This is a genomic window from Mangrovibacterium marinum (genome assembly GCF_003046625.1).
Taxonomy (GTDB): Bacteria; Bacteroidota; Bacteroidia; order Bacteroidales; family Prolixibacteraceae; genus Mangrovibacterium; species Mangrovibacterium marinum.
Genome location: NZ_QAAD01000020.1, coordinates 41,345 through 62,112, shown reverse-complemented (window position 1 = coordinate 62,112; position 20,768 = coordinate 41,345). Strand labels below are relative to the sequence as shown.

At 46.5% G+C, this 20,768-nt stretch carries 17 protein-coding genes and 1 tRNA gene; 12 read left to right on the top strand and 6 right to left on the bottom strand.

The window, feature by feature from the left end; all coding sequences use genetic code 11:
- Nucleotides 1-148: 148 nt before the first annotated feature.
- Complete coding sequence (gene gdhA, locus C8N47_RS15425; protein WP_107823476.1) at nt 149-1,501, bottom strand: NADP-specific glutamate dehydrogenase; 1,353 nt, start codon at nt 1,499-1,501, stop codon at nt 149-151.
- A 286-nt stretch (nt 1,502-1,787) separates the two neighbouring features.
- Here gdhA and C8N47_RS15420 point away from each other — a divergent pair, with 286 nt between their 5' ends.
- Both C8N47_RS15420 and C8N47_RS15415 read left to right on the top strand, forming a co-directional pair.
- Nucleotides 1,788-2,225, top strand: coding sequence for a peptidylprolyl isomerase (locus tag C8N47_RS15420; protein ID WP_107823466.1), 438 nt, complete (start codon nt 1,788-1,790; stop codon nt 2,223-2,225).
- A gap of 70 nt (nt 2,226-2,295) precedes the next feature.
- Nucleotides 2,296-3,183 carry a DMT family transporter gene (locus C8N47_RS15415; RefSeq protein ID WP_107823465.1) on the top strand — a complete coding sequence of 296 codons (888 nt, stop codon included), beginning with the start codon at nt 2,296-2,298 and terminating at the stop codon, nt 3,181-3,183.
- A gap of 427 nt (nt 3,184-3,610) precedes the next feature.
- On the opposite strand, the gene C8N47_RS15405 is transcribed toward C8N47_RS15415, so the two are convergent.
- Nucleotides 3,611-3,916 carry an isoamylase early set domain-containing protein gene (locus tag C8N47_RS15405; protein WP_107823463.1) on the bottom strand — a complete coding sequence of 102 codons (306 nt, stop codon included), beginning with the start codon at nt 3,914-3,916 and terminating at the stop codon, nt 3,611-3,613.
- A gap of 333 nt (nt 3,917-4,249) precedes the next feature.
- Here C8N47_RS15405 and leuS point away from each other — a divergent pair, with 333 nt between their 5' ends.
- The gene (gene leuS / locus C8N47_RS15400; protein ID WP_107823462.1) at nt 4,250-6,901 is read left to right on the top strand and encodes a leucine--tRNA ligase; all 2,652 of its coding nucleotides are present in this window, start codon (nt 4,250-4,252) and stop codon (nt 6,899-6,901) included.
- Between the two features lie 812 nt (nt 6,902-7,713).
- On the opposite strand, the gene recQ is transcribed toward leuS, so the two are convergent.
- On the bottom strand, nt 7,714-9,897 hold the full coding sequence (gene recQ / locus C8N47_RS15395) for a DNA helicase RecQ (RefSeq protein ID WP_107823461.1): 2,184 nt from the start codon (nt 9,895-9,897) through the stop codon (nt 7,714-7,716).
- A gap of 229 nt (nt 9,898-10,126) precedes the next feature.
- Between recQ and tatC the strand changes: the two genes are divergently transcribed.
- The 9 genes from tatC to C8N47_RS15350 all read left to right on the top strand — a co-directional run bounded on the left by tatC (nt 10,127) and on the right by C8N47_RS15350 (nt 17,636).
- On the top strand, nt 10,127-10,978 hold the full coding sequence (tatC, locus tag C8N47_RS15390) for a twin-arginine translocase subunit TatC (protein ID WP_107823460.1): 852 nt from the start codon (nt 10,127-10,129) through the stop codon (nt 10,976-10,978).
- Between the two features lie 22 nt (nt 10,979-11,000).
- Nucleotides 11,001-11,723: an LPS export ABC transporter ATP-binding protein gene (gene lptB, locus C8N47_RS15385; RefSeq protein WP_107823459.1), complete on the top strand. Its 723-nt coding sequence runs from the start codon at nt 11,001-11,003 to the stop codon at nt 11,721-11,723.
- Nucleotides 11,724-11,803: 80 nt separating this feature from the next.
- Nucleotides 11,804-11,885: transfer RNA gene (locus tag C8N47_RS15380), tRNA-Leu, on the top strand.
- Nucleotides 11,886-12,026: 141 nt separating this feature from the next.
- Nucleotides 12,027-13,382 (top strand): trigger factor, encoded by a 1,356-nt coding sequence (tig, locus tag C8N47_RS15375; protein WP_107823458.1) that lies wholly within the window; start codon nt 12,027-12,029, stop codon nt 13,380-13,382.
- A gap of 128 nt (nt 13,383-13,510) precedes the next feature.
- The gene (gene clpP / locus C8N47_RS15370) at nt 13,511-14,182 is read left to right on the top strand and encodes an ATP-dependent Clp endopeptidase proteolytic subunit ClpP (protein WP_107823457.1); all 672 of its coding nucleotides are present in this window, start codon (nt 13,511-13,513) and stop codon (nt 14,180-14,182) included.
- Nucleotides 14,183-14,209: 27 nt separating this feature from the next.
- Nucleotides 14,210-15,424 (top strand): ATP-dependent Clp protease ATP-binding subunit ClpX, encoded by a 1,215-nt coding sequence (gene clpX / locus C8N47_RS15365; RefSeq protein ID WP_107823456.1) that lies wholly within the window; start codon nt 14,210-14,212, stop codon nt 15,422-15,424.
- A gap of 58 nt (nt 15,425-15,482) precedes the next feature.
- A complete protein-coding gene (locus tag C8N47_RS15360) occupies nt 15,483-16,103 on the top strand; it encodes an ATP-binding cassette domain-containing protein (protein WP_107823455.1) in 621 nt (206 codons plus the stop codon).
- Nucleotides 16,100-16,888 (top strand): ABC transporter permease, encoded by a 789-nt coding sequence (locus tag C8N47_RS15355; RefSeq protein WP_170111419.1) that lies wholly within the window; start codon nt 16,100-16,102, stop codon nt 16,886-16,888. Before C8N47_RS15360 ends, C8N47_RS15355 begins: the two co-directional genes overlap by 4 nt.
- A 316-nt stretch (nt 16,889-17,204) precedes the next feature.
- Nucleotides 17,205-17,636, top strand: coding sequence for an HU family DNA-binding protein (locus C8N47_RS15350; RefSeq protein WP_107823453.1), 432 nt, complete (start codon nt 17,205-17,207; stop codon nt 17,634-17,636).
- A 7-nt stretch (nt 17,637-17,643) separates the two neighbouring features.
- On the opposite strand, the gene C8N47_RS15345 is transcribed toward C8N47_RS15350, so the two are convergent.
- The 3 genes from C8N47_RS15345 to C8N47_RS15335 form a co-directional block, all read right to left on the bottom strand.
- Nucleotides 17,644-18,141 carry a hypothetical protein gene (locus tag C8N47_RS15345; RefSeq protein WP_107823452.1) on the bottom strand — a complete coding sequence of 166 codons (498 nt, stop codon included), beginning with the start codon at nt 18,139-18,141 and terminating at the stop codon, nt 17,644-17,646.
- Nucleotides 18,134-19,354, bottom strand: a complete 1,221-nt coding sequence (locus C8N47_RS15340; protein WP_107823451.1) for an AAA family ATPase — start codon at nt 19,352-19,354, stop codon at nt 18,134-18,136. Before C8N47_RS15340 ends, C8N47_RS15345 begins: the two co-directional genes overlap by 8 nt.
- A 100-nt stretch (nt 19,355-19,454) precedes the next feature.
- Nucleotides 19,455-20,768 (bottom strand): DNA recombination protein RmuC, encoded by a 1,314-nt coding sequence (locus C8N47_RS15335; RefSeq protein WP_107823450.1) that lies wholly within the window; start codon nt 20,766-20,768, stop codon nt 19,455-19,457.

Here is a 20,768-nt window from a genome sequence, read left to right as displayed (position 1 = left end):
CAATGATCGAAAACAAAGAACAAAGGAAACGATGAAAAACGAACTAAAAGCTGATTTTCGGACAAGTTTCGTCACGAACAAGATGTTTAATAGCACCCCCAAAGAACTGACCAGAATCAATTGTTCTGAAGAACAAGGGAAAAGCCTCCTAAACCAAGCCTTGCGCGATCATGGCCTGAGCCACTTTCACAAAGCCGCCAATATTGGCGCCATCGACATAATTGACCCAACCATTCTTTTCGACGCCATGTCTGACACACATTTCGTGAATTGTTTTCATGATCGTGTGCAGCCGCCCGTCGACCTCATCACGCGTCCAGTTCAGGCGCATACTATTCTGCGCCATCTCCAGTCCCGACACAGCCACACCTCCCGCATTGGCCGCCTTTCCGGGGGCGTACAAAATGCGGGCTTTCAAAAACTGATGAACCGCTTCGGGCGTACAGGGCATATTGGCTCCTTCGGCGACCAATTGGCAGCCGTTTTTCAATAAGCTTACAGCGTCATCCTCATGCAGTTCGTTCTCGATAGCGCAGGGCAATGCAACATCGCAGGGAACCGACCAGGGCCGCTGGCCAGCAAAATACGGGCATCCGTACTTTTCGGCATACTCTTTAATACGCCCGCGCTGCTCATTCTTCAATTCAAAAATATAGGCCAGTTTTTCTTCGTCAATCCCTTCCGGATCGTGAATAAAGCCACTGGAATCGGACATAGTCACAACCTTTCCGCCGAGTTGTAGAACTTTTTGGGCCGCAAACTGCGCCACGTTGCCCGAGCCCGATATACTGACAACTTTCCCGGCCAACTCCTCCCCTTTCATTCGCATCATCTCCTGGGCAAAATAAACCGTTCCGTAGCCGGTTGCCTCAGGACGGATCAGGCTTCCACCCCATTCAATACCTTTACCGGTGAGCACGCCGGTAAATTCGTTCCGCAGTCGTTTATATTGCCCGAACAAAAAACCAATCTCGCGCCCTCCGACACCGATATCGCCGGCAGGCACATCGCTATTGGGGCCAATATGCCGAAACAGCTCACTCATAAAACTCTGACAAAAGCGCATCACCTCCATATCCGACTTATTTTTGGGATCGAAATCGGAGCCTCCTTTTCCGCCTCCCATGGGCAAACTGGTCAGACTGTTCTTAAAGACCTGCTCAAAAGCCAGAAATTTCAGAATGCTCAAATTGACCGTTGGGTGAAAACGCAATCCCCCTTTATAGGGACCAATCGCGGAGTTCATTTCAATGCGGAAGCCGCGGTTTACCTGAATGTTGCCCCGGTCGTCGACCCAAGGCACCCGAAAATGAACGACCCGCTCGGGCTCAACCAAACGCTCCAGAATTTTAAGCTTTAAATACTTCGGATTATCCAGCAGAAAGGGTGCCAGCGACTCAACAACTTCGTGAACAGCCTGATGAAACTCACGCTGATCGGGATCAATGGCTTTCACATAAGCCATAAAGTCGTAAATGAAATTTTCGATTGACTTTTTCATAGCTTCAGGTTTTAATACCATTCAATTTCGGAAATATTAGCGACAAAAGGAAGCTGCTTTCCAACAGAACAAACTAAGCAGCAAGTCCTTGAACACCATACAAAGACAGCTTCAACGTTTACCGCAGCACAATGCCGATCGAGCGGCGTCGCCAAAACCAACTGTGCAGGAAATGCACACCTCCCGATAAAGCCAATTCGGCCACGCCTGAACAAATACAAACTGCGGCCGGTTTACATGGGGATTATTTGTAATTTTACACCGAACATTAAATCAAAAAAGAACGATGAAAAAAGCAGAAATCCATACGGCCAAGGGGATTATGAAGGTAAACTTCTACGAAGAAGATGCGCCCATTACGGTAGAGAACTTTGTAAAATTATCGAAATCCGGCTTCTACGACGGGCTGACCTTCCACCGTGTAATCCCCGGATTCGTTATTCAGGGAGGTTGTCCAGACGGAACGGGTGCCGGAGGCCCGGGTTATACCATTAAGTGCGAACTGGACGGCAACAATCAATACCACGACCGCGGTGTACTGTCGATGGCCCATGCGGGACGCGACACCGGTGGTTCGCAGTTTTTTATTTGCCACAACCGTCAAAACACACAACACCTTGACCGCCGCCACACCTGCTTTGGCAAAGTGTACGAAGGCCTGGAGGTGATCGACGCCATTCGCCCCGGCGATGTGATCGAAAAGATTGTCATTATCGAGGAATAATCAACAAGCCGGCCACGGCCGGCTTTTCTTTGGCACCCGGCCCTATCGCTAACCATCATTTCCAAACGGCATGTCACCCAACTTCAAAGGAATATTGCTCACCCTGGGCTCCGTTTTCATGTTTGCCTTAATGGCCATCCTGGTTCGTGCCATCCCGCATGTATCCTCCTTTCATTCGAGTTTTGTGCGCTTCACCATTGGCGTAGCAATTGTCGGCATATTAGCCATGTTTAAATTGATACCACTAAAATTCCGGGATCGAAAAAACCTTTTTCTCCGTGGATTTATTGGCGGCATTGCAGTTTATCTTTTCTATCTATCCATCGTCAGGCTTGGCGTTGGAAAGGGATCGGCTTACGTATACTCATACCCGGCTTTCGCCACCTTAATGTCGATGTGGATTTTGAAAGAAAAGGTTGAAGCGGTTAAATTCATCCCCATTGCCTGTTCTATTGGCGGCATTCTGCTTTTAGCGCTGGGAGGGGTCAACAAGCAAGGCGCAACACTAGGGTGGAACGAATTAATTGCCGTTGCAGCCTCACTGACAACAGCTCTGGCCGTTGTGTATGTAAAGAAATTACACAACAGCGATAACTCGTATGCCATCTTTTTTGCCCAAAGCATCATTGGTTTCTGGCTGTTCTTGATTCCTTCGGGATTAACCCAGGGGCAGGGAAATTCATTCGACCTGACCATTCTTATTGTCCTTGGCTTAGTAGCAACACTGGGGCAACTAGCCATGACCGAAGGCTATCGCTATGTGAACGTAGCAACAGGCTCGCTGTTTCAATCGCTGGTGCCGGTGATGAATTTACTTTCCGGCTACTTCATTTTTCAGGAACAATTTACAACAACCGAATCCCTGGGCGCCGTTATTATTATTGTATCCTGTATTTCGCTTGTGCTTATTAATTATAGTATAGGCCGCAAAAGCCGCATCACGAAACTGGTCGAATAAAAACGGCCCCGTTCGCTTACAGTTCGTCCTGTATCAAAAAAGATCATCCTGCGAAAAAACCAGATGTCCAGCGCCCTTTTGCGCAGTCCTGTACAGAAATAAGCCTTCCTGTGCAAGATTACTCTGTCCTGTGCAGAAAATTCTCACCCTGTGAACATTTTGTCAGCCCTGTGGCACAGGACTAACAAAATGCGCACAGAAAAGCAAAAAATCGCCCTGAAGACAAAAAATCTGCACAGGAGCATCAAAAACCATACAGGGACACAAAAAACCACACAGGACGCCTCAAAACCATACAGGACCATCAAAACTTACACAGGAAAGGTATTTCAGAATAAGACAACTTTAATGTCTTTTCACAAAAAACAGGCTGTTGGTTTCACCTCTGCAAAACCAACAGCCTGTTAAATACGGTATCCTTATAATATTAAAGGGCCACAATGCTGTTCTCGCCACCAAAACTATTGGCTGCATAGCCATCAGCTTCAGGATCGTTATACCAATCCTGCCCGCCAACCAGGTAACGGAACTCATAAGATTTACCTGATTCCAATTCAAGCAAACAGGTATACTCACCATTTTTCAATTTTTTCATGGGGGTTTCAATTGGATCCCAATTATTAAAATCCCCGACTACAGTAACCGAATCGGCTCCGGCGGCCATTTCTTTTGAAACACGGAATGTCACCTTACAAACCGGCTTCGATTTTAACATTTGTTTCTTTAAACTCATAGCAATAACAATTTTCCAGTAATGTATTTCTTTGACTATAAAATCTAAATTTAAAAGGCTATCTCTTTATAATCGTCCCAAAACGAACATTATTTCCTGTTTATTCTCAATAAATTAACATTTATTCACGCAACATATAAATATCCCACAAAAATGTAATTTCAACAATATCCGATTTTCAATCCTCTTTATTCCTTTTAAATGTAAGCATAAAAACACGAACCACCCCCCATTGCAGCTTATGCTCTTTAGTCGAAAAGATTTCAACAAACTGTACTTAGTTTTTTCTATCTTTGCGCCTCAGTTTTAGAATGCTTAAAATCAACCATTACCATGGACTACAAATTCTGGGAAATTGAGCCTAAATGGCAGGCCTACTGGGAGGAACACAAAACCTTCAAAACCGAAAACGACTTTTCGAAACCCAAATATTACATACTCGACATGTTCCCTTATCCGTCAGGAGCAGGCCTACACGTCGGTCACCCCGAAGGATATACCGCTACGGACATTATCAGCCGCTATAAACGGATGAAGGGTTTCAATGTCCTTCACCCGATGGGATGGGACGCTTTTGGACTGCCGGCTGAGCAATATGCCATTCAAACCGGCACGCACCCGGCTATCACAACCCAGAAAAACTGCGACAACTTCCGTCGTCAGATCAAAACCCTGGGATTGAGCTACGACTGGGATCGCGAGATCAACACCACCGATCCGAAATATTTCAAGTGGACACAGTGGATCTTCACCAAACTATACAATACCTGGTTCGATGCCGAACAAGGCAAAGGCCGTCCAATCAGCGAGCTCCCTATTCCGGCTGAGGTAAAAGCCGAAGGCGATGCTGCGGTCAACGAATACATCAGCAAAAAACGTCTGGCCTATTACGACAATGCCCAGGTATGGTGGTGCCCGAACTGTAAAACTGTTTGTGCCAACGAGGAAGTTCTGACGGACGGATCGCACGAAAAATGCGGCCACCAAGTGAATCGTAAAAACCTGAAACAATGGTTGCTTCGCATTCCTCATTATGCCCAACGGCTGCTTGAAGGTCTGGACGAGCTGGACTGGCCGGAAGGTGTAAAAGACATGCAAAAAAACTGGATCGGCAAATCGACCGGTGCCGAGGTGGACTTTACCCTGGAAGGTACCGAGCAAAAGCTACGCGTGTACACCACCCGCCCCGACACCCTATTCGGTGCTACCTACATGGTTATCTCACCGGAACATCCGATGATGAGCGAGCTTGTTGCTGATGACAAAAAGACCGAAGTTGAGCAGTACATCAAGGCGGCTTCGCTGAAGTCGGACCTGGATCGTACGGAACTGAACAAAGATAAAACCGGTGTTTTCACCGGCCGCTATGCCATCAACCCGATTAATGGCGCAAAAATCCCGGTTTGGGTTGCCGACTATGTATTGATGGGCTACGGAACCGGCGCCATCATGGCGGTGCCGGCGCATGACACCCGCGACTTCGAGTTTGCCGAAAAATTTGAAATTCCAATAACCTGCATCCTCGATCCGAAAGATGCCGACGACGAAACCCGCGAAAAAGTGCTGGCTGGCAAAGCTTGCTGGACCGAAGACGGCGCGTATATCAACTCGGCAAGCGACGCTAGCGGAATCGACATTAACGGACTGAATAAAAAAGAGGGCATCGCCAAAGTCATCAGCTGGCTCGAAGAAAAAGAGATCGGTAAAGCAACCGTAAACTTCAAACTGCGCGACTGGTTGTTCAGCCGCCAGCGCTACTGGGGCGAGCCATTTCCGGTTATTCACTGGGAAGACGGAGAGATTGAACTGGTTGAAGAAGATCTGCCGGTTAGCTTGCCTGACCTGGAAAAATTTGAACCCGGCGAAGGTGGCGAATCACCACTGGCCAATGCTACGGACTGGCTGACAGTGGTAGACAAAAACGGGCGCAAAGGCCGTCGCGAGACCAACACCATGCCCCAGTGGGCCGGATCGTGCTGGTACTACCTGCGCTACATCGACCCGAAAAACGACGAATCGATCTTCGACCCGAAAGTAGAAAATTACTGGATGCCGGTTGACCTCTATATTGGTGGTGCCGAGCACGCCGTGCTTCACTTGCTGTATTCCCGTTTCTGGCACAAGGTTTTATACGATCTGGGCATCGTTTCGACAAACGAGCCGTTTAAAAAGCTGTTCAACCAGGGAATGATCCTGGCATTTGCCTACGAGACGCAAGCCGGAGCAAAAGTAGCCTCGGATTTGGTTGAAGAAAAAGACGGCAAATATTTCCACACCCAGACGGGTGAGGAACTGAGACAGATCGTAGCCAAAATGTCGAAATCACTGAAAAATGTGATCAACCCCGACGATGTTGTTCAAAAATACGGAGCCGACTCGCTGCGCCTGTACGAAATGTTTATGGGGCCGCTGGACGACACAAAACCATGGGCCGAGAATGGCGTAAAAGGTGTGTTCGGATTTCTGGGCCGTGCCTGCCGCTTCTTCGGAAATATGGATAACATTGTTGACGGCGAAGAAGACACGGAAGTACTGAAACTGTTGCAACAAACCATTATCAAGGTTGGCGAAGATATCGAAAACCTGAAGTTCAATACCGGTATCTCGGCGCTGATGGTTTTCAACAACCTGGCCATGAAAAAAGGCAAGGTAACCAAAGCCACTGCCGAAACGTTCGCCAAAATCCTGGCTCCTTATGCGCCTCACCTGGCCGAAGAGTTATGGCAACTGTACGGCAACAACAATACGTTGGCCTACGCTGCCTGGCCCGAAGCCGACACGAGCCTGCTGGTTGAAGATTCGTTTGAGTACCCGGTTTCATTCAACGGAAAGGTGCGCTTCAAACTGGCCATGCCATTGGACGCTCCAAAAGACGAAATTGAAAAAACAGTCTTAGCCCACGATCAGGCACAAAAATGGCTCGACGGAAAAACACCGAAGAAAGTCATCATTGTTCCCAAAAAGATTATCAACGTGGTGTTGTAAAAAGAACCAATACATCTATTTTTCAAGGCTTCACTTCGGTGAGGCCTTTTTTTTGAAAGTCTTACCACCCAAAAGAGCTAAGCCTGAATGTCGATCAAGTTTTTTTTATGAAAGACACTTTTTCGACGCTTAAGCGAGTGTTCCGTCAATTCTAATTTGTATAAAAGAGGATATTTTGTCCTACCGGACGGGTTTCATTTCTTCTCAGCAATGGCTTTAGCCATTATATTTGGGTAGCACTAAAGATCTGAGGTAGACTGTACCGTCCCATAGGGACGGAATTTTGCCCACTGACATGCTAAAGCTACCCAAATGTCATCCCTCCGGGATTGCTTTGAGCTTGCGTTTTACTTCTCACCTTCGATAAAGGGCGGCCGGATTATCAAGCGGCATTGATGCTATGTGGAATGACAACCCGACAACCAAGACAACCAGATAACCGAAAACCCCAGACGTTCCTCCCTGTTGGTGATTCCCCGGAATCATCTGTGTTTTTTTGAAAGTCTACCACACTAAGGTGCAATGTCAATAACTGGTTTTAATTAATTAGATATGGGATGACAACCCGACAACTGTTGAAAACAACGTCAACAGCATCATCGAAATAGGACACTTTCATCCCTGTTGTTGATTCACCGGGAATTATGTTTTTTTTTGCGTTGGAAATTGTTAAACGCGAAGGCAATGCCGCCCGGCAATGCCGCTTGCTTTCAAAAGAAAGGGGCTGTTTGAATCTGATCCAAACAGCCCCTTTCTTATTTTTTCCCAGATCGGTCAGCTGGTTTCAGCCGTCCACTCCAACAGAACGAGCATTAATTGCCCATCTCGGACATGAACTTAATCCGCATCAACCGAATTTCCTCCTCCGAGTACTCATCTTCGCCCAGCTCATCCAGTGCAGCCTGAACGGAATCCTCTTCAGCTTCGCGGAAATAATCAAAAACTTCATCCTGATGATCTTCGTCCAGCACTTCGTTGATATAGTAGTCGATATTGATTCGTGTACCCGAATTGACGATTGCCTCAATTTCCGAGATCAAATCGGACATCGCGATACTTTTGGAATCGGCGATATCCTCCAGCGACATCTTACGGTCGATTGCCTGAATAATTTCAACCTTGGATTTCGACTTGTTCGCCACCGTTTTGACAACCATATCCTGAGCCCGCTCAATATCATTGTCGTCCACATAGTTTTTAATCAACGCGACGAACTCTTTTCCGTAGCGGCGCGCCTTTCCGTCGCCAACCCCTTGAATATGCTTCAGCTCTTCGATCGTAATCGGGTACTGAATCGACATATCAGTCAACGAGGGATCCTGAAAAATTACAAAGGGTGGCAAATTGAGTTTCTTCGACACTTTTTTGCGCAAATCCTTCAACTGCCCAAAAAGCTCCGGATCGCCAGCCGAGCCCGAGGTCGGACCGGACACATTATTATATTCTTCTTCGAGCTCCGCGTAATTATGGTTCCGCACCAACATAAAAGGCTCAGGCTTTTCGATAAAAGCCAAACCTTTGGGCATCAACTTTAGCAAACCATAGTTTTCGATATCCTTGCTAATCAAGCCGGCAATCATACTCTGCCGGAAAACGGCATTCCAAAAATGATGACTATGATCATCACCGGTTTTGAACGTTTTCAGCTCGTCGTGATGAAACGACTTAATAGCCGCAGTCACCCGCCCGGTCAGAATATCCGAAATATGCTCAGCTTTGTACTTTTCCTTCACCTCCTGTATGGCTACCAGGGCCCGCTGCACTTCATCTGAAGCTTCAATCTGTTCTTTGGGATTCAGACAATTATCACAATTTCCACAGGGCTCTTCCATGGTTTCGCCAAAATAATTCAGCAAAATGATACGCCGGCAAATCGCCGATTCGGCATACGAAGCGGTGTCCAGCAGTAACTGACGTCCGATTTCCTGCTCGGCAACCGGTTTACCCTGCATAAATTTCTCCAACTTCTGAATATCCTTGTACGAATAAAAAGCAATACATTGCCCTTCGCCCCCATCGCGACCGGCACGTCCGGTTTCCTGATAGTAGCCTTCCAAACTTTTCGGGATATCGTAGTGAATAACGAAGCGAACATCCGGCTTGTCGATCCCCATTCCAAAGGCAATGGTCGCCACAATCACATCGACTTTTTCCATCAAAAACTTATCCTGATTACCACTGCGGGTAGCCGAGTCCATCCCGGCATGATAAGGCAAAGCGTTTATACCATTAACGTTTAGCAGTTCTGCCAGTTCTTCAACCTTTTTGCGGCTTAAGCAATAAATGATGCCGCTCTTTCCTTCATTTTCCTTGATAAAGCGAATGATCTGCTGCTCGGGCTTCGCCTTTGGGCGAATTGAATAATACAAATTCGGCCGGTTAAAAGAGGCCTTAAACACATTCGCCTCCAACATGCCCAGGTTTTTCTGGATATCGTGCTGCACCTTTGCCGTAGCCGTTGCGGTTAAAGCAATCAATGGAGCCTGTCCAATATCCTGAATAATCGGGCGGATACGCCGATACTCCGGGCGAAAGTCGTGCCCCCACTCCGAAATACAGTGCGCCTCGTCGATCGCATAAAACGAAATCTTTACCGACTTTAAGAAATCGACATTCTCCTGTTTGGTTAACGACTCGGGAGCCACATAAAGCAGCTTGGTTAACCCACTGGACACATCTTCCTTTACTTGCTGCACCGCATGTTTGGACAAAGACGAATTTAAGAAATGGGCAATTCCATCGTCCGTTCCAAAACTACGGATTGAATCGACCTGATTTTTCATCAAAGCGATCAAGGGAGAAATAATAATCGCTGTTCCCTCCATCATTAAAGCCGGAAGCTGATAACACAACGACTTGCCACCCCCTGTTGGCATCAAAACAAAAGTGTCATTTCCTTCCAGAACACTTTTAATCACCTCCTCCTGCTGACCTTTAAATCGATCAAAACCGAAATACTTCTGTAATTGATCAGTCAATGTGAGATTATTCCCCATAAAGCCAAATAATTTTTAATCTCCTTATACTCCTGTTTCTAACGCGAAATCTAAGATAGCTAAAAACATTATCATCTGGTAAGGTTTTTTTCATTTTAGACTGTTTTTCACATGCATTAAATAATTTTAAGGAATTGCTTTTTAGTACAATTATGAATATAAGCCTATATTTGCTGCCACTAGTCTGAAAAATTTCAGCCTTTTATTTTCAGTAACGTTGTATCCAACTATGGCCGAAGAGCACAGTACTAAGAAGCGTAAAAAGCAAGCTATTGAGGAAGAAGAGATGTCCTTCCTGGAGCATCTGGAGGTCCTTCGCTGGCACCTGATCCGGGCTTTTGGCGCAATTTTCATTTTTTCTATTCTGGCATTTATCAACAAGGAGCTTATTTTCGATAAGATTATTATGCATCCTAAGATGCCCGATTTTTGGACTAACCGGATGTTTGATAAACTGGCCACCCTAACCGGTGCCGACTCGCTACGCATCAATACCGGCGATCTGCAATTAATCAGCATTGCCATGTCGGGACAATTTATGACCCACATCTGGACCTCGCTGGTAGCCGGGCTGGTAGTCGCTGCCCCTTATGTGATCTGGGAGTTCTGGCGTTTTATTAAGCCGGCCCTCTACGACTCAGAGCGCAAACACTCCATCGGTGCGGTTTTGTATATGAGCCTGCTTTTTATTTGCGGAGTGCTGTTTGGCTATTATTTAATAGTACCGCTATCAGTCCATTTTCTGGGCTCCTATTCAATCAGCGGCCAGGTAGCCAACCAAATCAACGTTCTGTCCTACATCGGCACGGTAACTTCAATAACCCTGGCCAGCGGTGTAATTTTCGAGCTGCCGGTATTCGTCTATTTTTTAAGCAAGATTGGCCTACTCAGTCCAAAACTGATGAAAAAATACCGACGTCACTCCTACGTGGCTCTGTTGGTTTTATCCGCCATCATTACGCCACCCGACGTATTCAGCCAGATTATGGTTTGTTTCCCGCTGGTTTTTCTGTACGAAATTGGCATCGTCATTTCAAAACGGGTCAACAAACAAGCCGAGGAAGCCATCAATAATATTTAACCCTGCAAAGCACAATTAGACTATGAAGCTAAGAGCAGACAACATTGTTAAGAAATACAAAAAACGAACGGTTGTAAAAGGTGTATCATTCGAAGTCAATCAAGGTGAAATTGTCGGGCTACTGGGACCAAACGGAGCCGGAAAGACAACTTCATTCTACATGATTGTTGGTTTGGTGCAGCCACTAAGTGGCCATGTTTATCTGGACGAACAGGATATTACGAATATGCCTGTATACAAGCGCGCCCAGAAAGGCATTGGCTATTTAGCACAGGAAGCCTCGGTATTTCGCAAGCTGAGCATCGAAGACAACCTGAAATCGGTGCTGGAGATGACCAATCTCAGCAAGACCGATCAGAAAGAAAAAGTGGAGTCGTTGCTGGAAGAATTTCGGCTGACGCATATCCGCAAAAGTAAAGGCTACCAACTGTCGGGGGGCGAGCGTCGCCGTTGCGAGATTGCCCGAGCTTTGGCCATCGACCCGAAATTTGTTTTGCTCGACGAGCCCTTTGCCGGTGTGGACCCCATCGCGGTGGAAGATATCCAGGAAATCGTGCGCACGCTGGTCGAAAAAAACATTGGCGTTTTAATCACCGACCACAACGTTCACGAAACACTGTCGATTACCAACCGGTCGTACTTGCTTTTTGAAGGATCGATCCTAAAAGCCGGAACAGCCGAGGATCTGGCTAACGATGAGGATGTTCGCCGGGTGTACCTGGGACAGAACTTTACGCTGCGCTAAAAACAAGCAAAAAAATCGCACTCAAATGCAATGCTTTGTTTGCAGATCAAATTTTTTGCTTTATATTTGCGCCTCGATTAGCGGACGTGGCGGAATTGGTAGACGCGCTAGACTTAGGATCTAGTGTCTTACGGCGTGGGGGTTCGAGTCCCTTCGTCCGCACTAAGAGAAAGCTCAACCGCTATGCTTGATTTTTAATCAAGCAAGCGGTTTTTATTGATTTATAGCATTGGCTTTTCAGTCAAATTAAAACGGTAACTCATTGGTTATCCGATCTTTTTCCAAAAATTAAGTGGAACTTTTATGAATATTACAAAAGAAAACATCAACGAGCTAAACGCCACAATTACCGTTAAAATCGAAAAGAACGATTACGAAGCAACGGTAAATGAAACCTTAAAAGACTACCGTAAAAAAGTCAATATGCCGGGCTTCCGTCCTGGAAAAGTTCCTGCCGGTCTGGTTAAAAAGATGTACGGAAAGGCAATTCTGGCTGACGAGGTAAACAAGATGTTATCCAATAACCTGTCGAAATACCTGGTTGACGAAAAACTGAACATCTTGGGAGAGCCTCTTCCAAACGAAGAAAAACAAGCAACCATTGACTGGGATAAAGACGAAGACTTCGAATTCATTTTCGACGTTGCCATGGCACCCGAAATCGAAGTAAAATTAGACAAACGCAAAAAGTTTGCTTACTACAACATCGAAGTTGACGATGAAATGGTAAACAAACAAGTTGAATCATACACCAGCCGCTTTGGCGAAAATGTCGTTTCTGAAGTTGCCGGCGAAAAAGACACCCTTCGTGGTGATTTCGTGCAACTGGACGCTGAAGGCAACGAATTGGCCGACGGTATCACTGCCGAGAAAGTAATTATCGCCATCGACCTGATGAAGGACGAAGCCATTCGCAACGAAGCAATTGGCAAAAAAGCCGGCGACGTATTGGTTTTCGACCCGGTTAAAGCTTACGAAAGCAAACACGAGGTGGGCCACATGCTGAACATCTCGCACGAAGAAGCGGAGAAAATCGAAGGAAACTTCAAATTCACCATTGCTGAAGTATTGACTTTCAAAGCTGCTGAATTGAACGAAGACTTGTTCAAGAAAGCATTTGGCGACGATACCGAAGTGAAAACAGAAGAAGAATTCCGTGCCAAACTGAAAGAAGAACTGGCTGGCCAGTTCGTTCAATCAAGCGACTATAAATTTGCCCTGGATTCGCGCGACGCTTTGGTCGAAAAAATCGGCATGGAGCTTCCTGAAGAATTCCTGAAGCGCTGGTTAAAAGCAACCAATAACGAGTTGACAGACGAGCAAATTGATACCGAATTTGATGGCTTCATGAAAGATTTGCGCTGGCAATTGATTAAAGACCGCATTGTTCGCGACAACGAAATCAAAATTGACGAAGCTGACGTGAAAGAAGTTGCCAAACAAATGGCTGCTTACCAGTTTAGCCAATACGGTATGCACAACGTACCCGACGAGCACCTGGAAAACTACGCCGGTCACATCTTAGGAAACGAAGAAGAACGCAGACGCGTAACTCAAAAAGCGCTGGACGATAAAGTTCTGGAGACTATTAAATCGAAAGTGGCTTTGGAAGAAAAAGCAATCAGTTTCGATGAATTTAACAAATTGCTCGAAAACTAGTCCCTACGGATAGGGGAAAGCATATTTTTTTAACTTTGTAAAAATCGGTTCTCAGGCCTACCTTTAAAGCCTCGGGAAATTTAAAAACCGATTTTTACAAAGTTTTTTTTTTAACGGAGGACAACCAAATGAATGACGCAAAAGAATTCCACAAATATGCGACCAAGCACAAGGGTATCAGCAGCTTGACCATGCATCGTTACGATTCAATTTTCACCAACAGCCTGACACCCTACATCATCGAAGAACGCCAACTAAATGTTGCATCAATGGACGTTTTTTCCCGCTTGATGATGGATCGCATCATCTTCCTGGGAACGCCCATCGACGACTATGTTGCCAACATTATTCAGGCACAGCTGCTTTTCATGGAGTCGACAGATCCGTCAAAAGACATTCAGATCTATTTCAACACTCCGGGAGGGTCGGTTCACGCCGGATTGGGAATTTACGATACCATGCAATACATCTCACCCGACATTGCCACCATCTGTACCGGAATGGCTGCGTCGATGGGAGCTGTGCTGCTGACTGCCGGTGCTGAAGGAAAACGTTCGGCGCTGAAACACTCGCGAGTCATGATTCACCAGCCCATGGGTGGTGCTCAAGGTCAGGCTTCTGACATTGAGATTACAGCTCGTGAGATTTTAAAATTGAAAAAAGAGCTCTACGATATTATCGCCAGACATGCCCACAAATCGTTCGAAGAAGTTGAACACGACGCCGATCGCGACTACTGGATGACTTCGGAAGAAGCTAAAGAATACGGCATGATTGACGAAATTTTGGTGCGGAGCTAATGCATTTTGACAAAGGAGAAAATTAAGATGGATAAATGTTCTTTTTGTGGACGGGAGAAAAAAGATGTCAACCTGCTGATTGCCGGGATGGAAGGTCACATTTGTGACCGTTGCATTGAACAAGCCTATGCGATTGTAGAGGAAGAATTCAAAGCCGATACCGAGTTTGATCTGACAGGCGTACAACTCCTGAAACCAAAAGAAATTAAAGAATTTCTGGATCAATATGTCATTGGTCAGGATCAGGCAAAGAAAATTCTTTCGGTAGCTGTTTACAATCACTACAAGCGATTGAAACAAAAGGTACAAACCGACGAAACCGAGATTGAAAAGTCAAACATCATTTTGGTCGGCCAAACCGGTACGGGTAAAACCTTGCTGGCGCGTACCATTGCTAAAATGTTGCATGTGCCCTTCACCATTGTTGACGCCACCGTACTAACCGAGGCAGGCTACGTAGGTGAAGATGTTGAAAGTTTGCTGACTCGCCTGTTGCAGGCGGCCGACTACAACGTGGAGGCGGCCGAACGCGGTATTGTTTTTATCGACGAGATTGATAAAATTGCCCGTAAAGGCGACAATCCCTCAATCACCCGCGACGTGTCGGGCGAAGGAGTTCAGCAAGGCTTGCTGAAACTGCTGGAAGGTTCAACGGTAAATGTTCCGCCACAGGGAGGACGCAAGCATCCGGAGCAAAAAATGATTCCGGTGAATACGAAAAACATCCTGTTCATCTGCGGGGGTGCTTTCGACGGCATCGAAAAGAAAATTGCCAACCGGATGAACACCAAGGTGGTGGGCTACGGCGCCCAGAAAAAACTGGACAAAGTAGACAAGGAAAACCTGCTGCAATACGTAGCACCGCAGGATTTGAAAAGCTTCGGCCTCATTCCGGAGATCATCGGTCGTTTACCGGTATTAACCTACCTGAAACCACTGGACCGGGAAGCCTTGCGCAACATCCTGACCGAGCCGAAGAACTCGCTGATCAAACAATACGTCAAGCTGTTTGATCTGGATGGTATTGAGCTGCACTTCGATGAAGATGCACTGGAGTTTATCGTGGACAAGGCTGTTGAGTTTAACCTGGGAGCCCGTGGCTTGCGTTCGATCTGCGAGAATATCATGATTGACGCGATGTACGACAGCCCAACCGATGGCGTAAAACAGTTAACCGTCACCCGGGAATATGCGGCATCGAAGTTCGATTCGGCCGATCATCACCGCTTAAAAGCAAGCTAAAATAAAATCAAATGCCGGACTCCTGTCCGGCATTTCTGTTCAACCTAACTTATTCTTCATGATCCGCTTCAAAAACGTATCCCTGAGATTGGGGAATAAGCAATTGCTCCGCCAGTTCAACCTGACCATCGCCCAAGGCGAAAAGGTGGTGATAGCCGCTCCCTCGGGAAGTGGCAAATCGTCCTTGCTCAAATTACTGCTTGGCTTCCTGGAGCCCGATACCGGACAAATCAACTTTAACCGACTGCCGGTAAAACCCGAAAATATGCGTGAAATACGCAGTCAGCTGGCCTATCTGAGTCAGGGAATCGACTTTCCGAACGGCAAGGTTGAAGCTGTTTTCCACGAAATTTTTCAATACACCGCCAACAAACAGCTTCCCTATTCCAGAGATCTATTACTGCAGAAGGCCCGCGAACTGAAGCTTGGCGACGACATTCTTCAAAAGAACACAGCCAACATCTCGGGCGGCGAACGGCAGCGCCTGGGCTGGGCACTGCTCATGTTGCTGGATCGGCCAGTGCTTTTGCTCGACGAGCCCACATCGGCACTGGACGAGCCAATGAAGCGCTATTTTGTCGATTACATTGCCCAATGCGACAAAACGGTGATCTGCTGCAGCCACGATCCGGAGTGGCAGACCGAGCCCATCCGTTTAATCAAAAACCTGAACCGATGAATACGCCCGACATCAGCATCGGCGGAATAATTGCAGGCTTGCTACTGCTTGCTCCGGTCATGCTTGTGGTGTGGCAGCTCAAGCTGGGCTTCAACAAAAAGCTGCTGCTGGCTGTTGGCCGAATGCTGCTGCAACTGGGCTTTGTTGCCGTCTACCTTATTTACATCTTCAAGCTCGACAATCCCCTGGTCAACATCGCTTATGTATTTATGATGGTGTTCTTCGCCGCACTGTCGGGCATCAAAAATTCGGCTATGCGGCTGCGTCGCTTCCTGTGGTCGACCTTTGTGGCCATGTTGTTGCCAACGCTGTTTACCCTGATTTATTTCAACCTGTTTGTCACCCGGCTCAGCAATATCTTCCAGGCCAATATTTTCATTCCCATCGCCGGCATGATGCTGGGCAATATTCTGAAATCGAACATTGTTGCTTTAAAAAGCTTTTTCAACCAGGTAAAAACACAGGAAAAGGTGTACCAATACCTATTGGCTGCCGGTGCGAGCCGGCGCGAGGCCCTTCAACCGTTTTTTAAAGAAGCGGTGCGCACAGCCATGGCACCCAATATGGCAACCATGGCTACAGTCGGCCTGGTATCGCTCCCCGGTGTGATGACCGGACAAATTCTGGGTGGTTCCGACCCGTCGCTGGCGGTGAAATACCAAATTATGGTGATGCTGATTATCTTCTTCACCGGCCTGGCCAGCATCCTGCTGCAATTGTTGTTTGCCATCCGCCGCTGCTTCGACCAACACGACCAGTTCGACCATAGTCTGTTTGAGCACTAAGCCCCATTCGCAAATGAATTGAGCCGGAAACGCGTTATAAGCTTGAAGCCCCTTCTACCTTCGATCGACATTGACCATGGTAATTTCAACCTTGCGCTGAAGGTTTATGTTGAAAAACAATGGAGATCAAACCGAGATCTCCCCGCATAAGTATGCCTTAACAACAGCAGCTGCGACATCATCTGTAAGCAGCAGACGACGGTTCTTTCAGCAGGTATTACTATTTTAATACCTATTAAAAAGAATTTTGATAGCTATTAGAATATTTTTTCATACGTATCAAAATTTATTTTCATACGTATTAAAACTATATTTCATGGTTATTAATCGTTTAAAACCTGCTGAAGAAATGAGTGTCAAATACCGCATTGTAAAGCAATCACGTCCGGGAGTAAAAGGTGGCGGACAGTATAAGTACTACGCACGAGCGTGCGAACGCCGCAAAATAGACCTCGACGGTCTGGCCGACAAGCTGGAGAAACAGTCGTCGCTGAGCCGGGGCGACATTGTGGCGACCCTGGTGGGCCTGGTCGATCTAATTCCGGACTTGTTGCTTCATAACAACAGCATTGAGCTGGGCGAGCTGGGCATTTTGAGCCTGAACCTGAAGAGTGAAGGAGCGCCGGAGCCCCGCACCGATGGCTACCGCCTGATCAAAGGAACAGAAATCAGTTTCAGGCCCAGCACCAAAATGAAGCGGGCCCTGAGAATGGCAGATTACTCGAAGTCGAAAACCAGCGAGTGGTGAGACAAATTTACCTCAAATAATCTCTTAGATCGGGGATTCTTCGTGTGGCTTCACTGTGAAGAACCTTCGTTAACCGGAACTGGAAGGCATTTTCCAGTTTTTGAATCTCTGGTTTGGAAAAGATATGGTTTGAAATGACAAAGAATGCCCTTTTAATCGGGTAATTCTCTCCATTCCTAAACAGGTCGATTAACTCGTTATATTCGTCCCGATTTCGCATCTGATCTAACTGGCCAAAAGCATCATCTAAATGGCTCCCTTTTAATTCAACCAAGGCAATCCATTTTTTAGGACCGCGCTTGTAAAGAAAAACGCCATCACATTTTTTACTTTTATCGGCACAAATACAACCGTCAATAACAAGAGCCTTCCCTTGTTCACCTTGTTTTAACGATAAGGTCACTTTTTTCCCTTTCTCTTGGAGGGTCAACGCCCCGTCGCAGAGTTTGTTTGGTTCATGGCGCCTAACACATTCGCACGGTTTAAAACGGCCTGTCTCAATCATTGGTCTTATTCTCCCATTGCACATCCCTCATCAAATCGTACACCTCCGACAGCGTATTAAATGGATATATCAACTTATCATCGATCAGCTGAACCTCCGGATCCATTATCGCTTCAAGCTTATCCTCTGCCATAAAATACGCAACAACATCGGTAGGGGAAACCGGGATTATTTCATCTATCAACGGATTTTCATAAGCCATCCCTTCGATATGTGATTTTTGAAGGTGATTATTTATCGACTCTACAATATAGGGGCTATGTGTTGTTAAAATAAACTGCGTATTGGAGAAAACCCTTAGTAAATCCCCTATAACGCGGCGTTGCCATTCCGGATGAAGGTGAAGATCAACCTCGTCAATTAATACCACAGCCGGAGAACTTAATGGATTTTCCAAAGTTGGATTGGCCAAAGCCATCCGGGATGCCAAATCAATCACTAAAGACAACAGCGTTTTATAACCATCACTAAGCTGATTAATATCCAAGAGTTCGCCATTCAGTCGAACCGCAAAACGCAACGGATTTAACATGATGTGAGGCTCCGTTACTCCGGGAAACATCGTTGTAATTGCATGACGTACTGCATTCAACTCGGGTAATGTAAAATCGAAGGAACGTAATTCTTTCTGCTTCCGTTGCTCTTCGTTTTCCTTATTATAGAACCATATAAATGCGGATTTAAATCGAGAAACCGCATTCAGCGAATTATTTAATGCTTCAAACCGGAAGTGAGCTTTAGGAAATCCTCTTCTACGCAAGGGCACCTCCAACAATGCCCGACTAACCCCATAGTAGGCGAAAACCGGCAAGACAAAATCTTGTTGGTCATTGTAGGGGTTTATGACTTTCGAATCTAAATATTGTGTCAATTGTTTTAAGCCAACACCGGCTGGCACCTGTGCAGCAGTTGCTTTGCTTTTATCTCTTTTTAGTGTTCGATCCCAGGAAATGCCCTCAAAAGCATCGATTCGTACCCGAACATAGGGCGCCAGTTGGTTATGCCTCTGACGAAGATCTGTCTTACTAAAAGTTATCCCAGATACTTCGGGCAAATGGGTTAAGGCTGCACCTAAACCAATAGCCAATCCATCAAGCACAGTCGTTTTCCCGGCTCCGTTTTCGCCGATAAATAAACTCAACCTCGCCCCTAAGGACAAGGTCAATTCTTCCTTTCCTCTGAAGTTTTCAAATGCTAGTTTCCGGATCTTCATAAATAACAACTATTCGATCTTACAATAATTAATGATAGTTACCAAAGCTAACAAAAAACAATATCAATAGATTAAATCACACATTTTTACTGAATTATTCTTACTCATCCAGATATTTTACCGGTAATTCCTTGGTGGTTTTGGCGCCCAGTTCGCGCAGCTTTTCGGCTGAGCGAACCAGGTTGCCGCGTCCGTCGTTCAGTTTATTCATCGCGGCATCGTAGTTTTTGCGGGTTTGCTCCAGGTTGTTGCCTACTTTTTCGAGGTCGCCAACAAAGTTGACAAACTTGTCGTACAGGGCTCCTCCCTGCCGGGCAATCTCGATGGCATTGCGCGTTTGGTTTTCCTGCTGCCAAATGGAAGCAATGGTGCGCAAAGTGGCCAGCAAGGTTGAAGGCGTAACAATGACCACCTTATTATCCCAGGCATAGGAGAACAACTCCTGATCGGCCTCGATGGCCACGCTGAACGACGATTCGATGGGAACAAACAAGAGCACAAAATCGGGGCTGTTGATGTCCTTTGCCGCCTGATAGTGTTTCTCGCTCAATCCTTTGACATGGGTTTTCAGGCTCAGCAGGTGGTCTTTCATATAGCGAGCGCGATCGTCGTCGTTGCTGGCATTCACCCAACGTTCGTAGGCCACCAGCGACACTTTCGAGTCGACAATAATATGCTTTTGGTCGGGCAGGTTAATCACCACATCGGGTTGAATGCGCTGACCATTATCGTTGACTGTGCTAAACTGCTTGCTGTACTCCTGCCCTTCTTTCAGGCCCGAGCGTTCGAGGACTTTTTCCAGAATCACTTCACCCCAGTTGCCCTGTTTTTTCACATCGCCTTTCAGCGCCTTGGTCAGGTTATTGGCCTCGTCGCTGATGCGTATATTCAGCTCGTGCAGTTTCTTCAGTTCGGCCCTCAGGTCGGTCTGGTCTTTTAAGCCCTTTTCGTACGTATCCTCCACCTTCTTTTCGAAAAGCTGAATCTTCTCGCGCAAGGGATTTAAGATTTCGCTGATATTTTTCTGATTCACCTGCGTAAACTCCTGCGAGTTCTGCTTCAATATTTTGTGTGCAATATTCTCGAACTGGGTTGTGAATTTCTTCTGAAGTTCTTCCATTTCCTGCATCTGAAGGATGAGTTTCTCGCGCAGGTTGGCCAGCTCCACCCCGGCTTTGGCCAGCTGTTCGCCTTTCTGGTGGTTATCCAGTAGTGCAACCTCCAGGCGTTGGCTGAGTCGTTCTCTTTCGGCGCTCAGGTTCGAGACCCGTTCATCGAGCTGAGCTTTCACTTTTTCGTACTCGGTTTGTGCTGCCAAACGGAGCGATTCCGCAGAGGCCTGCCCGGCCTTCGTTCTAAAAAAACAAAGCACATAACCAATGGCCGCGCCGGCCAGTAAAAAGACAATTTCCAT

What these genes read in the sequence shown, in the direction of transcription:
- tig (WP_107823458.1), top strand. Translation starts at nt 12,027, where the DNA reads ATGAATATTACAAAAGAAAACATCAACGAGCTAAACGCCACAATTACC.
- gdhA (WP_107823476.1), bottom strand. Translation starts at nt 1,501, where the DNA reads ATGAAAAAGTCAATCGAAAATTTCATTTACGACTTTATGGCTTATGTG.
- C8N47_RS15335 (WP_107823450.1), bottom strand. Translation starts at nt 20,768, where the DNA reads ATGGAAATTGTCTTTTTACTGGCCGGCGCGGCCATTGGTTATGTGCTT.
- clpP (WP_107823457.1), top strand. Translation starts at nt 13,511, where the DNA reads ATGAATGACGCAAAAGAATTCCACAAATATGCGACCAAGCACAAGGGT.
- clpX (WP_107823456.1), top strand. Translation starts at nt 14,210, where the DNA reads ATGGATAAATGTTCTTTTTGTGGACGGGAGAAAAAAGATGTCAACCTG.
- recQ (WP_107823461.1), bottom strand. Translation starts at nt 9,897, where the DNA reads ATGGGGAATAATCTCACATTGACTGATCAATTACAGAAGTATTTCGGT.
- C8N47_RS15350 (WP_107823453.1), top strand. Translation starts at nt 17,205, where the DNA reads ATGGTTATTAATCGTTTAAAACCTGCTGAAGAAATGAGTGTCAAATAC.
- C8N47_RS15405 (WP_107823463.1), bottom strand. Translation starts at nt 3,916, where the DNA reads ATGAGTTTAAAGAAACAAATGTTAAAATCGAAGCCGGTTTGTAAGGTG.
- C8N47_RS15415 (WP_107823465.1), top strand. Translation starts at nt 2,296, where the DNA reads ATGTCACCCAACTTCAAAGGAATATTGCTCACCCTGGGCTCCGTTTTC.
- leuS (WP_107823462.1), top strand. Translation starts at nt 4,250, where the DNA reads ATGGACTACAAATTCTGGGAAATTGAGCCTAAATGGCAGGCCTACTGG.
- C8N47_RS15345 (WP_107823452.1), bottom strand. Translation starts at nt 18,141, where the DNA reads ATGATTGAGACAGGCCGTTTTAAACCGTGCGAATGTGTTAGGCGCCAT.
- C8N47_RS15355 (WP_170111419.1), top strand. Translation starts at nt 16,100, where the DNA reads ATGAATACGCCCGACATCAGCATCGGCGGAATAATTGCAGGCTTGCTA.
- C8N47_RS15340 (WP_107823451.1), bottom strand. Translation starts at nt 19,354, where the DNA reads ATGAAGATCCGGAAACTAGCATTTGAAAACTTCAGAGGAAAGGAAGAA.
- lptB (WP_107823459.1), top strand. Translation starts at nt 11,001, where the DNA reads ATGAAGCTAAGAGCAGACAACATTGTTAAGAAATACAAAAAACGAACG.
- C8N47_RS15420 (WP_107823466.1), top strand. Translation starts at nt 1,788, where the DNA reads ATGAAAAAAGCAGAAATCCATACGGCCAAGGGGATTATGAAGGTAAAC.
- C8N47_RS15360 (WP_107823455.1), top strand. Translation starts at nt 15,483, where the DNA reads ATGATCCGCTTCAAAAACGTATCCCTGAGATTGGGGAATAAGCAATTG.
- tatC (WP_107823460.1), top strand. Translation starts at nt 10,127, where the DNA reads ATGGCCGAAGAGCACAGTACTAAGAAGCGTAAAAAGCAAGCTATTGAG.